This is a genomic window from Variovorax sp. FG153, assembly GCF_057809595.1.
On sequence record NZ_JBMDKG010000010.1, the window covers coordinates 168,747 to 182,829 of the forward strand.

The window sequence follows — 14,083 nt, forward strand, 5'->3', positions numbered from 1 at the left end:
GCTGCCGCAGAATGGTGCATCCCCCGCGCACCGCCCGATGTCGACCACCCTGACTTCCTCCGCCCCCGTGCCGCCCACCTTGCGGCTGGCCTTCGCCCTGTCGATGGGCGCGGCCGTCTCGCTCGGCATCACGCGCTTCGCCTATGCGCTGCTGCTGCCGCCGATGCGCGACGACCTCGGCTGGAGCTATGCGCTGGCGGGCGGCATGAACACCGCCAACGCGGTCGGCTATCTGGCCGGCGCGCTGGTCACGCCGGCGCTGATGCGGCGCTTCGGCGTGAGCCGGTTGCTGGTGGTGGGCGCGGTGCTCGCGAGCCTGTTCATGGCCGGCAGCGGCTTCGTCACCGCGGCGCCCGCGCTGCTGCTGCAACGGCTGCTCGCGGGCATCGCGAGCGCCTGGGTGTTCGTGGCGGGCGGTTTGATGGCCGCGCGGCTCGGCGAGGCCGACGCCTCGCGCGGCGGCCTGCTGCTGGGCATCTACTACGGCGGCACCGGCTTCGGCATCCTGGCCTCGGCGCTGCTCGTGCCGCAGGTGCTGCAGGCCGCGGCGGGCGAGCCGCATGGCTGGGCCTGGGCCTGGTGGGCGCTGGCGGTGGCCAGCGGCGTGGCGACCGTGCTGCTGGCCTGGGCCGGCCGCGCGCTGCCCGATCGGCCCGCGCCCGTGCCCGCCGCCGCGGCGCCCGGTGCCGCACCCGGCGCGCCGGTCGCGCTGCGGCGTTTCGGCTGGGCGCTCGCGGGCTATGGCTTCTTCGGCATCGGCTACATCGGCTACATGACCTTCGTGATCGCGCTGCTGCGCGAGCAGGGCGCGAGCGCGGGCTTCGTCACGCTGTTCTATGCGCTGCTGGGCATCGCCTGCATCGCCTCGTCGCGGCTGTGGGCCGGCCTGCTCGACCGCTACCGCGGCGGGCAGCCGCAGGCGCTGCTCAACGGACTGCTGGGCGTGGCGACCTTGCTGCCGGTACTCAGCGCCTCGGCGCCCGTCGCGCTGGTCTCGGGGCTGCTGTTTGGCGGCGTGTTCCTCTCGGTGGTGGCCTCGACCACCGCGCTGGTGCGCCACAACCTGCCGTCCTCGCGCTGGGCCCAGGGCATCAGCGTCTTCACCATCGTGTTCGCCTTCGGCCAGATCGTGGGCCCGACCATCACCGGCTGGATCTCCGACGGCCCGGGCGGGCTGGCGCGCGGCCTCGTGGGGTCGGCGATCGCGCTGTGGCTCGGCGCCGTGCTGGCCTCGCGTCAGCATGCGCTGGAGCCCGCATGAACGCCGGCTTCGCCGTGTTCGATACCGCGCTCGGCGTCTGCGGCATCGCCTGGGGGCCGCAAGGACTGGTCGGCGTGCAACTGCCGCAGGACGACCCCACCGAACAGCCCGCGCGCCGTCGCATGCGCCAGCGCTTCCCGGCGCTGCCCGAGGCCGAGCCGAATGCCGAGGCGCGACGCGCCATCGCGGCGGTACAGGCCCTGCTCGAAGGCGCGCAGGACGACCTGCGCGACATCGTGCTCGACATGCGCGGCCTGTCCGACTTCCATCGACGCGTCTACGAGCTCGCGCGGCGCATTCCGCCGGGCCACACGCGCACCTACGGCGAGATCGCCGAGGAACTGGGCGACAGGACGCTGGCGCGCGCGGTGGGCCAGGCCATGGGCCTCAATCCCTTCGCGCCCGTGGTGCCATGCCACCGCGTGCTGGCGGCCGGCAACAAGCCCGGCGGCTTCTCGGCCGGCGGCGGGGCGCTGACCAAGCTCAGGATGCTCGATATCGAGGGCGCGCGGCCGAACGGGATGGCGTCCCTGTTCTAGCAACGTTCAGCAGCTGGCTCAAGGACGCGACCTCGCGCCGTTCCCCGCCCCGATGGGTGTCGGCAGCTCGCACCTTCGCGCCGAAATCGAGGGAGGTCCTGCGCTCCAGTTCCGCGATGCTCACGTGGTAGCGCTTCACCTTCTCGAAGCTCACGCGCGCCAGGGCCGCTTCGGACAGCGTGGCCTCGGGCACGTAGTCGATGAGCGGCGTCTGGTCGATGCTCAGGGCGGTCGCCCGCAACTGGCCGTCCTCCACGCGCAGAACGATCTTCCAGTACTCGCGCGGGGCCTTGAACCCGGCCATTTCGGGCATGCCGCGGTCCCAGGGAATGTCGTTCTCGTCGTCGAAGATCGGTCCGGTGAACACGCTCACGCGCGCCTGGTCCGCCACCGCGTTGTTGAGCGCGAAGTCCTCGAGCGCGCGCCAGTACAGCGTGCCGCCCGCGTGCGCGGCGGCTTCGGCGCCCGGCTTTCTCTTGCCCATGTTGAAGAAGCCCACCTGCGGCGACCGGTTGGTCACGTGGAAGGTGTCGGCGTTGGCGCGCACGACGATGTCGTCCGGGCCCCAGAGCGGATCCTGCCGGCGCGTCAGGTGGCCTTGCTGGAAGATCCGGTTCGCATGGTCCGCCTTGCGCTTGTCGACGATGGCCGCGCCCTGCGCGTCGTAGGCCGTCTGTCCCGCGTACAGCGCGGGCGGGGTCTGTTCTTCCTCGGGGATGCGCGGATCGATGAACCAGAGCTCGCTGGCCTCCGGGGTCTCGTCCGCTTCTTTCTCGCCCGGATGGAAGGCGGCGATGACGCCGGTGCTGCGGTCGTAGCTCTTGGCCAGCCGTCCGTCGATGTTGGTGGCGGTGAAGCAGGCCAGCCGCCGCTTCTTGTGCATCACCACGCTGAAGTGCTCGTACGGCAGCTCGTACCTGGGCCGGCCCGCCTTGGGACGCGTGTTGACGGAGACCGCGCGCAGGGCCGCCGCGCCGCGTGGCTTGGGCAGGGGAACGGCAACGCCGGGCAGGAAGTCGGGCTGGTAGCCGTCGCGGTTGCCGTAGTCCGGATCGACCTGGACCCGTGCCTCTTCGCCGGTGCCCGGCGGCATTGCAGCGGCGGGCAGTTGCGGTGCGGCGTCCTGCGCGGGGCCGCGGGCCGGGTAGCCGCCCAGCTGCACGCTCACGCGCAGCGGGATGGTCCAGGTCGCCGTGCCGTCGCTGGCCACGTCGACCGATGCACCGAGCGACGCGTCATGCGCCACGGCCAGCGCGGACTCGACGGACGAGACCACCTGCGGGTCCAGGCCCGCGGCGATGGCCTCGGTGATCTTCTCGCGCTCGCGCGCCGGCAGGCCGCTCTTGCGCGTGTTCATGTCGGTCACGATGGCGCTGATCCGGATGCCTTCGTTGACCGTCTTGGCGATCCGCTTTCCGTTCTGGTCGAGCAGGTCGCGGTGCGGCGATCCCCAGTGGTGCAGGGCGATCACCTGCCACAGCACGTTGAAGACCGGCGAGCCGGAAGAACCGGGCTCGGTGTCGGCCACGTAGTGCAGCGTGGTGCTCGCGCGCGAGACCAGCTGGTTCTCGCGCAGCACGGCCTCCTTCAGGCGCCCGTCGGGATGCTGGACGATGTTGGCGTGGTCGCCCAGCTGATGCTTGTCGCGGGCCGCGGAGATCGGCAGGAAGCTGTAGCCCGCGAGCGTGCCGGGGCCGCTCAGGCGGCCGCCGACCGCCAGCACGGTGTAGTCGAGGTCGTCCTGGTCGTTGGTGAGGAAGCAGGCCTCGGGCGCGAAGGCGAAGCGCGTGGGCACGCGCGGGCGCCCCGCGAGGTCGCGCTCGTAGTCGAACTCCACCAGCAGGTCCGCTGCGTCGGCCTTGGAGCCGATCACGTGGTTGTTGGTGAGGAACAGGACGGGCGAGATCATGAAGCCGGTGCCGAGGCCCTGGCCGTCGCGCGCCGCGATCCGAGCCACGGCGCGTGCCGCATAGGCGCCGCGCTGCAGGAACGCGACATCGACGAAGTCGATCGTCTTGCCCCAGACCTTCTCCGCGCCCGAATGCGGCGCCTCGCGCGCGGCCTCCTGCACGGGCAGGCCGATCCGTCGCTGCAGCACGGCGCTGCGGCGCAGCATCTCGGGCTCGGCGTCGCCGGGTCGGCCGGCGCCGATCGCGTCGAGCGAGCGCTGGATCTGTTCGGCCTGCTGCTGGATGCGCAGGCGCGCGGCGACACCGATGTGGGCGGGCTCGTTCATGTTCTCCTCCAACTGGCCGCGGGGGCGGCGGCGATTGCGGATTCGCGGACCGTCTCGCTCGCCTTTTAGAGGGCCTTGATGACAGGACGATGCAAAGGCACGGCCGCGTCAGGCGCTCTGGATCAGCCGCCGCAGCTCGTCCACGTGCCGGCGCAGCGCCGCGTCGTCCATCGCCGTGTAGCCGATCACCAGCCCCGGCGGCAGGTCCTTGCGCCGGCAGAAATCGGAGATCGACTGGAAGCGCAGCCCTTGCCGCGCGGCCGCGCGCAGGAACGGCTCGAGCGCCATGTCTGGCGGCGGCCACCACACGAGGTGGAAGCCCGCGTGTTCCCCGGTGACATGCAGCCGCGCGGGCTCGAGCGCTGCCCGCAGGCCGCCGAGCACGAGATCGCGGCGCCGCGCATAGACCAGGCGCGCGCGCCGCACATGGCGCGCGAAGTCGCCGCTCTCGAGGAAGCGGGCCAGCGCCATCTGCTCGATCACGCCGGTGGAGCGCCCGGCGATGTGGCGGGCGCGGCGGAAGTCGGCGACCAGCGCGCGCGGCAGCACCATGTAGCCGATGCGCAGCGCGCCGAACAGGGTCTTGTTGAAGCTGCCGCAGTGGATCACGCGGTCGGCCGCATCGAGGCTCTTGAGGGCGGGCAGCGGGGCGCTGTCGTAGCTGAACTCGCTGTCGTAGTCGTCCTCGACCAGCCAGGCCTGCGCGGCTTCGGCCCACGACAGCAGTTCGAGCCGGCGCGACACGGGCATCGTGATCCCGCTGGGAGACTGGTGCGCGGGCGTGACATGCGCGAGCCGCGCATCGGGATGTTGGCGCGCATGCGCGACCGGGAAACCCTCGGCATCGATGGGCACCGGGACCGCCTGCCGCCCGTGCTGGCCGAAGATCGGCGCGGCATGCAGGTAGCCGGGGTCCTCGAGCAGGACCTTGTCGCCGGGCGCGAGCAGCAGCCGCGCGCAGAGGTCGAGCCCTTCGCGGATGCCCGAGACGATCACGATCCGCTCGGCCTCGCAGGCGATGCCGCGTGCCACCCCGAGGTAGCCGGCGATCTGCTCGCGCAGCTCGGGCAGTCCGAAGGGGTCGTCGTCGCCGAGTTGCGCCGCGGTCACGCGCCGCGCGCTGGCCTGCAACGCGCGGCGCCAGAGATCGAGCGGGAACAGCGCCGGATCGGCCACGCGCGCCATGAAGGCCTGGTGGGCCTCGGTGGCGGCGAGCGGCGCCATGTCGGTCTTCCAGGCCGGCCGCGAGCGGGGCGTGGCCGGGCGCCGCTTCGCGTCGCCGACCTCGAAGAAGCGGTCGGGCACCTGCGCCGCCACATAGGTGCCCGATCCGGCCCGGCTGACCAGGTAGCCCTCGCTGCGCAACTGGTCGTAGGCCGCGTCGACGGTCATGCGCGATACCTGCCAGCGCTGCGCCAGTTGCCGGGTGGAGGGCAGGCGCGCGCCCCTGGCCAGCGCGCCGTCGAGGATGCGGGCGCGGATCTGGCGGTAGATCCAGGCCTGCTTGGCTTCGCCCTCGCGCGGTGGTTCCGTCGCGAGATCGAGGTTCGATGGCGTGCGCCGGGCCTGCGGGGGGCTGGAAAGTGGCCTTATCGCTTTCTCCGAAATGGATCTACAGGCAAGACCACATTCTATTTAGATTCGCGTCCAAGGCATTCCTCCCACGTAGCTCCCCATGACGACGAACCCCACGCATTTCTTCTGCACCCTCGCGCCCGAGGGCCCGCGATTTCCCCTCGATGGCGCGGGCAGCCTGCTCGACGCGGCGCTGGCGCAGGGCGTGGCCGTGCCGTTCTCCTGCAAGCGCGGCGAATGCGGTTCGTGCCGCGCGCAGCTGCTCGAAGGCGGCGTCGAGCGCATCGCGCCGCCTTCGGAGGCGGCCTACCAGGTCGACGCGGGCGAACTGCTGATGTGCCAATGCCGCGCCACCAGCGACCTGCGGCTGCGCTTCGCGCACTGGAGCGCGCCGGCGCTCGCGCCATCGCGGCATTCGGCCAAGGTGCTGGTCTGCGAACCGCTCACGGCCAAGGTCACGCGGCTCGTGGTCGAGCTGCAGAGCGCCGAGCCGTTCCGCTGCGCGCCAGGCCAGCATGCGCAGTTCGTGCTCGAGGACGGCGAGCGCCGCAGCTTCTCGATCGCCAACCGGCCGTCGGAAGAGGGCGAAGCGAACCGGCTCGAGTTCCATATCCGCCGCATGCCGGGCGGCCTGTTCACCGAGCAGCGTCTCGCGGCGCTGCGGCCCGCGGACCTGCTCGAGCTCGAAGGGCCCCATGGCGCCTTCGTCTGGCAGGCACCCGCCGACGGAATCGAGCACCTCGTGCTGCTGGCCACCGGCACCGGCTTCGCGGGCGTTCGGCCGATCCTGCGGACGGCGCTCGCGAGCGGCGCGTTCCGCACGGTGTCGCTCTACTGGGGCGTGGCCGAGGCCGGCGACTGCTATGCGGCCGCATGGCTCGACGAGATGGCGCGCGTGCACGCGGGCTTTCGCTGGACCGCGGTGCCGTCGTCACGCGTGGAGGGCAAGCAGCATGTGCAGCACGCGGCATCGAAGGCCGCGCCCGACTGGGCGCGGACCATCGTCTATGCCTGCGGCAACCCGGCCATGGTGCGCGACGCGCGGGCGTTGCTGCAGGCCGAGGGGCTGCCGAAGGCGCGCTTCGTCTCCGAGGTGTTTCTGCCGAGCACGAAGCAGGTCGTGCGCCATCCCTGGGAGAAGGTGGGCGCCACGTTCACGCGCGACGGCATCCTCGAGGCGCGCCGCCGCTCGATGGAGGCGCTGCCGCAGATCGCCGCGCTGATCGAGCCCGGCATGACCACGGGCGAGGCGATCGCGGTCGCCGACCGGCATCTGCGCCGGCTCGGCGCCGCCTACAACTGGCATCCGACCTATGTGCGCTTCGGGCCCGACACGCAGCGCACTTCGCGCGAGCCGGTCGATCGCCAGCGGCGCCTGCGCGAAGACGACGTCTACACCGTCGACCTCGGTCCGGTGTGGGACGGCTACGAGGGCGACTACGGCGATACCTTCGTTCGCGGTGCCGATGCAGACCACGAGCGCGTCACTCGCGCGGCCCGCGACATCTTCGAACGCGCGCAGGACGCCTGGCGGCAGGGACTGAGTGGCACCGCGCTCTACGACTTCGCGAGCGAGCTTGCGCGCACGCAGGGCTGCGCATTGGTGCGCGAGACGGCCGGCCACCGCGTCTCGGACTTTCCGCATGCGCTCTACGGCAAGCACCGCCTGGCCGAGGCCGACTTCGTGCCGGGCGACGGCATCTGGGTGCTCGAGGTCCAGGTGCGCGACCTCGAACGGCCGATCGGTGCCTTCTTCGAGGACGTGCTTCTTAAGAATTGATTCAGATCATTCCTAACTCTGCGGCCTAGAGTTCGGCAATGACTGTGAACCGTATCGAACCCAGGCCGTTTTTCCTTCTTCGCACCTTCCGTTCTTCCGCGCCGCGCATGGCGCTCGCGGCTCTTGCCGCGGGCACGCTGCTCGCGGGCTGCGTGACGCCGGGCGAGCATGCGCGCGAACAGCGCATGCGCGATGAGCAGAACTGCATGGCCTATGGCTTCCGCCCCGAAAGCCCGGCCTACGCGCGCTGCCTGCAGAACGAGAACCTCTCGCGCCAGGACCGCGACAACCTGCAGGACATCGAATCGCGCCGCCGCTCCGACGACTACCGCCGCCATGGCGGTGGCGGCGGCTGGGAGCGCGAACGCGAACGGGAACGCGATCGCTACGACCGCCTCAACGACAACCAGCGACAGGCGCTGCGCAACTGCGACCTGCTGCCGCCCGCCAACCAGCCGGGCTGCCGCGCGATGGTCTGGTCGACGCTCAAGTAGGGCTGCGCAACGCCGCCTCCGAGGGGGCGGCATCGAGCTTCGCGAGCGCGATCACGGCCGCCTGCAGCACGAAGCCCGCGAGCGCGAGCAGCAGGCAGCCGGCTTCGCCCCAGAGCGCGCCGGCCCCCGCGCCGAGCGCCGCGCCCACGGGCCGCGCGCCGGCATTCACCGTGAGGAACACGGCCGAGACGCGGCCCAGCATGCCCGCGGGTGTCACGCCCTGGCGCAGCGTGGTCGAGCTGATGGTCCACACCATCGGCCCGGCGCCGAACACGAACAGCGACAAGGCCGCGAGCCCGGCGCTGGACCACTGCAGCGTCGACGCCATCAACACCGCGGCCAGCACCGCGCTGAACGGACCGACGCGGATCGCACGGCCCGGGCTCATGTGCGCCGCGATGCGCGGCGTGAGCAATGCGCCCGCCACCATGCCCGCGCCATACATCGCGAGCGTGAGCCCCACACCCTGCGCGCCGAGCCCGAGCGCGCGCACCGCATGCGGCACGTAGCCGGCCTGCAGCACGAACCACGCGATGTTGAAGATGGCGCCGGTCAGCAGCATCGGCCGCAACCAGGCATGGCTCAGCACGAAGCGCGCGCCTTCGCGCAGTTCGGTCCACGGATGGCGCGCGGCGGGCATGCGGCGCGCCGGCTCGGGGAGCTTCCACAGCAGGGCCACGGCCGCAGCCGACAGCGCCGCCGCCAGCACGAAGGCCGCGCCCGCGCCGGTCCAGGCCACGAGCGCGCCCGCCACGGCGGGGCCGGCCGCGAAGGCCGCGCTGCGCGCCAGCTCGATGCGGCCATTGGCGCGCGCCAGCGCTTCGCGCGGCACGAGTTCGGGCACCAGCGCCGGGGCCGCGACGCTGAAGGCCACGGTGCCGATCGCGCCGATGAAGCCCAGCAGCGCCATGCCCGCGATGCCCATGCGCGCCGACCACGGCGCCGCCAGCACGGCGAGCATCAGCAAGAGCGACAGCGCGCGCAGCACTTCGGCGCGCAGCATCAGGCGCCGGCGCGGCATGCGATCGGCGAGCAGGCCCAGCGGCATCGCGAGCAGCAGGAAGGGCAGGGTCTGCACGGCCGCGAGCAGGCCGGTCTCGGCGGCGCCCGCGCCATAGGACATTACCGCGACCAGCGGCACCGCGGCCAGGCCGAGCTGCTCGGCCGACTGCGCCGCGAGGTTGGCATGGGCCAGGTGGAGAAAGGGACGGGGCAGGGCGGAGGACATGAGGCGATGGTCGTGGACCGCGCCACATCGGGCTGGCCGAAAACGGACCCGCAAAAGAAGACCCTTTTGGAAATCCTTCCGCGACTTTCGCGAAACCTTCGCGCCCTCTGCGTTCGGCTGTCCGCCTTCCGGTCCGTCGATCAGCCCGCGCCGGCCTGCTGCGCGAGAAGCATGTCCTCGAACCAGTCCGCCACCTGCCGCGCCTCGGGCGCCGCGCCCGGTGCGAGCCCGTAGTAGTAGCGCTCGAGCCGCATGCGCAGCGCGGGCAGCGGCGAGTGCAGCCGGCCCGAGGCGAGGTCGTGCGACACCAGCGAGGTCGGCGCGAGCGCGATGCCCAGCCCGTCGACCGCGGCCTGCAGCACGAAGTGCAGGTGATCGAACTGCAGCCGCCCGGCCGGCCGCACGCGTGGCGCGCCGACCTGCTTCTTCCAGGCCTCCCAGTCCTCCTTGCGCGTGCGCGCCGACAGCTGCACGTGCGCGGCCAGCGCGCGCAGGTCGCGCAGCGGATGGGCCTTGAACAGCGCGGGCGCGCCGACCACCAGCACCTCGTCCTCGAGGAAGGGCCGCACCGCGATCGCGCCGGGCCAGCCCTCGAGCCCGCGGCGCACCGCGATGTCGAAGCTGTCGGCCACCTGTTCGGGCATCACGGTGCTCGTGACCACCTGCGGCTCGATGTCCGGATGGCGCTCGACGAAGGAGGGCAGGCGCGGGATCAGCCAGCGCACCGCGAACGAGGGCCGCACGTTGATGCGCACCGTGCGCGCCGCGCCCTGCGCCTGCAAGGCACGCGCGGCGGCGCCGATCTGCGTCAGCGCGGGCTCGACCTCGGCGAAGAACTGCTGGCCCTCGGCGGTCAGCGCGACCTGGCGGATGCGGCGCTCGAACAGCGCCACGCCGAGGAAGGCCTCGAGGCCCTTGATCTGGCGGCTGATCGCGCTGTGGGTGACGTGGAGTTCGTGCGCCGCGCGCGTGAAGCTCAGGTGGCGCGCCGCGACCGCGAAGGCACGCACGGCGTTCAGGGGAGGCTCGCGGGACGGCATGCGTGCGATTTTGTCACGCATGCGGCGCGTTAATGTCGTTTGTCGGCGCGGGCTCCGCGGGCGCACGATGCGGGCTCGATGTCTTCTTCTTCCCGCCGTTACGCTTCCGCCCCCGCCACTCTCGCGGCCCCCGTCTCCACCACCGACCGCAACTCCCGCCATGCCGCGCTCTCGCTCGGGCTCGCGCTGCCGGGCGACGTGGTGCTCTACCTGCTGCTGCCGATGTATGCCGCGCAGTTCGGCGTCACGCTCGCCGAGGCGGGGCTGCTGCTCGCGGCCAACCGCCTCGTGCGCATCGCCGGCTATGGCTGGGTGGCCGACTTCTATGCGCGCCACGGCGACCGCCGCACCTGCACGCTGGCCGTCGCGGGCGCGGTGCTGTGCTGCCTCGGCTATGCCACGCTCTCGGGGCTGTGGGTGCTGCTGCCATTGCGGCTGCTTTGGGGCCTGTGCTTCGCGGCCTTCAACCTCTCGACGCAGGCGCTGGCCACGGCCGACCCCGTGGGCGCCGCGCGCCGCAGCGGTCGCTCGCGCGCCTTCATCGCGCTCGGGCCGGTGGTGGCGCTGCCGCTGGGCGCGCTGCTCGCGCACTGGAGCGGGCCGCGCACCATCTTCTGGTTGCTGGCCGCGGTGGCGCTGCTCGGGCTGCTGGCCGCGCGCCGGCTGCCGACGGCGCCGCATCCGGTCTCGATGGCGGCCAGGCGCTTCCAGCGGCCGAACAGCCTCGACGGCTGGTCCTTCATGGAAGGGCTGGCGCTCGACGGCCTGTTCATCGTCGGCCTGTCGTACCTCGGCAAGGACCTGCTGCCGGGCGCGGCGGTGGTGGTGGCCGGCCTGCTGATGGCAATGCGCTACCTCTCGGAGATCGCGCTCGGCCCCGTGGGCGGCCGCATGGCCGAGCGCTTCGGCGCCGAGCGCCTGCTGGTGAGCCTGTCGCTGCTCACGGCGCTGGCGCTGGTGGGCTTCGGCCTGGGCTGGCTCTGGAGCTGCGCGGCGCTGATCGTGGTGCTGCGCGCGCTGCAACTGCCGCTGATCGCGCCCATCGTCGCGCACCGCACGCCCGGACCCGAGCGCGTGCAGGCGCTGGCCGCGCGCTCGACCTGGCGCGACATCGGCGCGGGCGCCGGGCCGGTGCTGGCCGGGCTGCTGCTGCCCATTGCCTCGTCGGCCTGGGTCTACGGCGTGGCGGCGGTGCTGCTGGCCGCCATGGCCATCGCCTGCGGGCGCAGTGCCGCGAAACTCGAGCCCTCCCCGGATTCCCTTCACCATCGACCGTCATGACCCACGACCCGCACGCGATCCAGACCCTGGCCCAGCTCCAGGCCCTGTTCGGCCAGCCCGGCGAAGCCTCGCTCAAGAAGGAGATCGACTGGCTGCATCCGTCCTACCGCGCGCTGATCGAAGCCTCGCCGTTCGCGGTGCTCGCCACCCTCGGGCCGGACGGCCTCGATGCCTCGCCGCGCGGCGATCCGCCGGGCTTCGTGGCGGTAAAGGACGAGAAGACGCTGTGGATGCCCGAGCGCCGCGGCAACAACCGCATCGACAGCCTGCGCAACATCGTGGCCGATCCGCGCGTGGCGCTGCTGTTCCTGATCCCGGGCGTGGGCGAGACCCTGCGCGTCAACGGCCGCGCGCGGCTCACGGTCGATCCCGCGCTGCTCGCGCGCTTCGCGGTCGAGGGCAAGGCGCCGCAGTGCGTGATCGAGATCGCGGTCGAGACCGTGTTCTTCCAGTGCGCGCGCGCGATCCAGCGTTCGCGGCTGTGGGCGCCGCGGCCTGATGAGGCGCGGCCCGACGTGCCCACGCCCGGCGCGATCCTGTCGGCGCTGACCGATGCCGCCTTCGACGGCGCGAGCTACGACCGCGAGCTGCCGGCGCGGCAGAAGGCCACGCTGTACTGAAGGGGCGTAAAAAAATTTTGCGAAGGACTGAGGGTTTGGCGCTCTTCGTTCGTCTTCAGGAGGTCGGTCCCGTTTCGGACCCTCGAAGACAGCGAAGAAAGCCCCGCCCGCCATGCACCCCGGTCAGTCCCCGTTCGAATCCCTGCAGTCCCCGAGCCCGGTGCCGCGCCGCCGCTCCAAGTCCTTCGTGCTGCGCTGGTGCGGCAACGGCTGCGGCGACGCGGCGGTGGTCGGGCCGCTGGGCTGGTGGCCCTGCTGCTCGAAGGAGTGCTGGGAGGCCTGGCGAAAGCTCGAGGCCGTCCGGGCCGCGGACGCGACTCGGCGCGCCGGCGCGGCCTCCTGAGCGCGCTTCAGGCGCGGCCGGGCGCCGCGGCCTGCTCGGTGCGCGCGTCGTGGCCGATGATCAGCACCAGCACGAAGGCCACGGCCGCCAGCAGCGCGAGGAAGATCACCGCGTAGATGTCGTTGCCCATGCGGTCCTTGAGCGTGCCGAAGATGGTCGGGCCGATGTAGCCGCCGAGGTTGCCGATCGAGTTGATCCAGGCGATGCCCGCGGCCGCGGCCGTACCGCTGAGGATCGCGGTGGGCAGGGTCCAGAAGGTGGGCAGGGCACTGAAGATGCCGAAGGCCGCGAGCGTCACGGCGGCCATCTTCGGCACCGGCGCGCTGGTCTCGGCCGCCAGCACCAGGCCGACGAAGATGCAGGCCAGCGGGATCAGCAGGAACCACTTGCGTTCCTTGCGCGCGTCGGAGGCGCGGGTCCAGAACAGCATCGCGATCGCGCCCACCAGGTAGGGGAAGGCGTTGATGAAGCCGATCTCCACGTTGCCCAGCCCGCCGAAGCCCTTGATGATCTGCGGCAGGAAGAAGCTCAGGCCGTACAGCGGCACCGTGATGCCCATGTAGACGAAGCCCAGGCCGATCACGCGCGGGTTCAAGAGCGACTGCTTCCACGAGATCTGGTTGATCGACTCGCGGTTGCGCCGCTCGGCGTCGAGCGTGCCCTGCAGCCAGGTGCGTTCCTCGTTCGTGAGCCACTTCGCGTCCTTCGGACCGTCGGGCAGGTAGAACAGCACGAAGAAGGTCAGGATCAGCGAGGGGATCGCCTCGAGGATGAACAGCCATTGCCAGCCGTGCATGCCGCCCATCCCGTCCATGTCGAGGATGAAGCCCGAGATCGGCGAGCCGATCACGGTGGAGATCGGGATCGCGAACATGAACCAGCCGACGATGCGCGCGCGGTAGGCCGAGGGGAACCACAGCGTGATGTAGAAGATGACGCCCGGGAAGAAGCCGGCCTCGGCGATGCCGAGCAGGAAGCGCACGACGTTGAAGCTGGTCGAGCCGCCGACCCAGGCCTGGGCCGCCGACAGGATGCCCCAGCTGAACATGATCCGCGCGATCCAGCGGCGCGCGCCGAAGCGTTCGAGCGCCATGTTGCTCGGCACCTCGAACAGGAAGTAGGCGATGAAGAAGATGCCGGCCGCGCTGCCGAACACGGCCGCGCTGAAGCCCAGGTCCTTGGACATGGCGGCGCCCGCGAAGCCGAGGTTGACGCGGTCGAGGTAGGCGATGAAGTAGCTGACCATGAGCAGCGGCAACAGCCGCCAGCTCATCTTCGAGATGGTTCTCTGCTCGATCGGATTCACGTGTTGTCTCCTGTTGTGTGTGATAGGGGAGGCGTCGAGGAAAAGCCGCGGCCCTCGGACCATGGTAGGCCGGCGAGGGCCGCCATTCCTGACGTGGAAATGATCGAGGCGCCAAAGCACGGGGCAGGGCGCTTGTGCACCTTCCCCGGCCGGTCTGCACCGGGCCCGGGACTCGACCGGTTCGCGCATATGGTTATCGCTTTTCCATCGTTCCGGCCCCCGGGGCGCGGGTATAGCCTTCGTGACGATCCACGCTTTGCCGACCCGCCCCGATGTCCACGAACGCCGCTTCCTCCCCGTCTTCTTCTCCCGCCGAACCCACCGCCTCCCGTGGTCCCTCCGTCGCCTGGATCGCGGGCGTCGGCGCGAGCGCGGGCCTC

General features: G+C 71.6%; 12 protein-coding genes. 7 read left to right on the forward strand and 5 right to left on the reverse strand.

Annotated features, from left to right (window positions below; all coding sequences use genetic code 11):
• Positions 1-37 precede the first annotated feature (37 nt).
• Positions 38-1,261 carry a YbfB/YjiJ family MFS transporter gene (locus ACODT0_RS14325; protein WP_489041546.1) on the forward strand — a complete coding sequence of 408 codons (1,224 nt, stop codon included), beginning with the start codon at positions 38-40 and terminating at the stop codon, positions 1,259-1,261.
• Entirely contained in the window at positions 1,258-1,800 is a 543-nt protein-coding gene (locus ACODT0_RS14330; RefSeq protein ID WP_489041547.1) for a methylated-DNA--[protein]-cysteine S-methyltransferase, read from the forward strand. Before ACODT0_RS14325 ends, ACODT0_RS14330 begins: the two co-directional genes overlap by 4 nt.
• Here ACODT0_RS14330 and ACODT0_RS14335 read toward each other — a convergent pair.
• Both ACODT0_RS14335 and pdxR read right to left on the reverse strand, forming a co-directional pair.
• The gene (locus ACODT0_RS14335) at positions 1,745-4,036 is read right to left on the reverse strand and encodes a DNA/RNA non-specific endonuclease (protein WP_489041548.1); all 2,292 of its coding nucleotides are present in this window, start codon (positions 4,034-4,036) and stop codon (positions 1,745-1,747) included. The genes ACODT0_RS14330 and ACODT0_RS14335 overlap by 56 nt on opposite strands.
• Positions 4,037-4,144: 108 nt before the next feature.
• Positions 4,145-5,644: a MocR-like pyridoxine biosynthesis transcription factor PdxR gene (pdxR, locus tag ACODT0_RS14340; RefSeq protein ID WP_489041554.1), complete on the reverse strand. Its 1,500-nt coding sequence runs from the start codon at positions 5,642-5,644 to the stop codon at positions 4,145-4,147.
• A gap of 67 nt (positions 5,645-5,711) precedes the next feature.
• Between pdxR and ACODT0_RS14345 the strand changes: the two genes are divergently transcribed.
• Together ACODT0_RS14345 and ACODT0_RS14350 are read left to right on the forward strand one after the other, a co-directional pair.
• On the forward strand, positions 5,712-7,391 hold the full coding sequence (locus ACODT0_RS14345) for an NAD(P)H dependent flavin oxidoreductase family protein (RefSeq protein WP_489041549.1): 1,680 nt from the start codon (positions 5,712-5,714) through the stop codon (positions 7,389-7,391).
• Between the two features lie 107 nt (positions 7,392-7,498).
• A complete protein-coding gene (locus ACODT0_RS14350; RefSeq protein ID WP_261205691.1) occupies positions 7,499-7,885 on the forward strand; it encodes a hypothetical protein in 387 nt (128 codons plus the stop codon).
• Here the strand turns inward: ACODT0_RS14350 and ACODT0_RS14355 are convergent.
• Together ACODT0_RS14355 and ACODT0_RS14360 are read right to left on the reverse strand one after the other, a co-directional pair.
• Positions 7,878-9,113, reverse strand: a complete 1,236-nt coding sequence (locus ACODT0_RS14355) for an MFS transporter (protein WP_489041550.1) — start codon at positions 9,111-9,113, stop codon at positions 7,878-7,880. The two genes, ACODT0_RS14350 and ACODT0_RS14355, sit on opposite strands and share 8 nt — an antisense overlap.
• 140 nt (positions 9,114-9,253) lie before the next feature.
• The gene (locus ACODT0_RS14360) at positions 9,254-10,153 is read right to left on the reverse strand and encodes a LysR substrate-binding domain-containing protein (protein WP_489041555.1); all 900 of its coding nucleotides are present in this window, start codon (positions 10,151-10,153) and stop codon (positions 9,254-9,256) included.
• A 78-nt stretch (positions 10,154-10,231) separates the two neighbouring features.
• Between ACODT0_RS14360 and ACODT0_RS14365 the strand changes: the two genes are divergently transcribed.
• The 3 genes from ACODT0_RS14365 (at position 10,232) to ACODT0_RS14375 (ending at position 12,397) form a co-directional block, all read left to right on the forward strand.
• A complete protein-coding gene (locus tag ACODT0_RS14365) occupies positions 10,232-11,434 on the forward strand; it encodes an MFS transporter (RefSeq protein ID WP_489041551.1) in 1,203 nt (400 codons plus the stop codon).
• Positions 11,431-12,054: a pyridoxamine 5'-phosphate oxidase family protein gene (locus ACODT0_RS14370; RefSeq protein ID WP_261205695.1), complete on the forward strand. Its 624-nt coding sequence runs from the start codon at positions 11,431-11,433 to the stop codon at positions 12,052-12,054. Before ACODT0_RS14365 ends, ACODT0_RS14370 begins: the two co-directional genes overlap by 4 nt.
• A gap of 112 nt (positions 12,055-12,166) precedes the next feature.
• Positions 12,167-12,397 carry a hypothetical protein gene (locus tag ACODT0_RS14375; RefSeq protein ID WP_489041552.1) on the forward strand — a complete coding sequence of 77 codons (231 nt, stop codon included), beginning with the start codon at positions 12,167-12,169 and terminating at the stop codon, positions 12,395-12,397.
• A gap of 7 nt (positions 12,398-12,404) precedes the next feature.
• Here ACODT0_RS14375 and ACODT0_RS14380 read toward each other — a convergent pair whose 3' ends face one another.
• Complete coding sequence (locus tag ACODT0_RS14380) at positions 12,405-13,703, reverse strand: MFS transporter (protein ID WP_422096971.1); 1,299 nt, start codon at positions 13,701-13,703, stop codon at positions 12,405-12,407.
• Between the last annotated feature and the right edge of the window lie 380 nt (positions 13,704-14,083).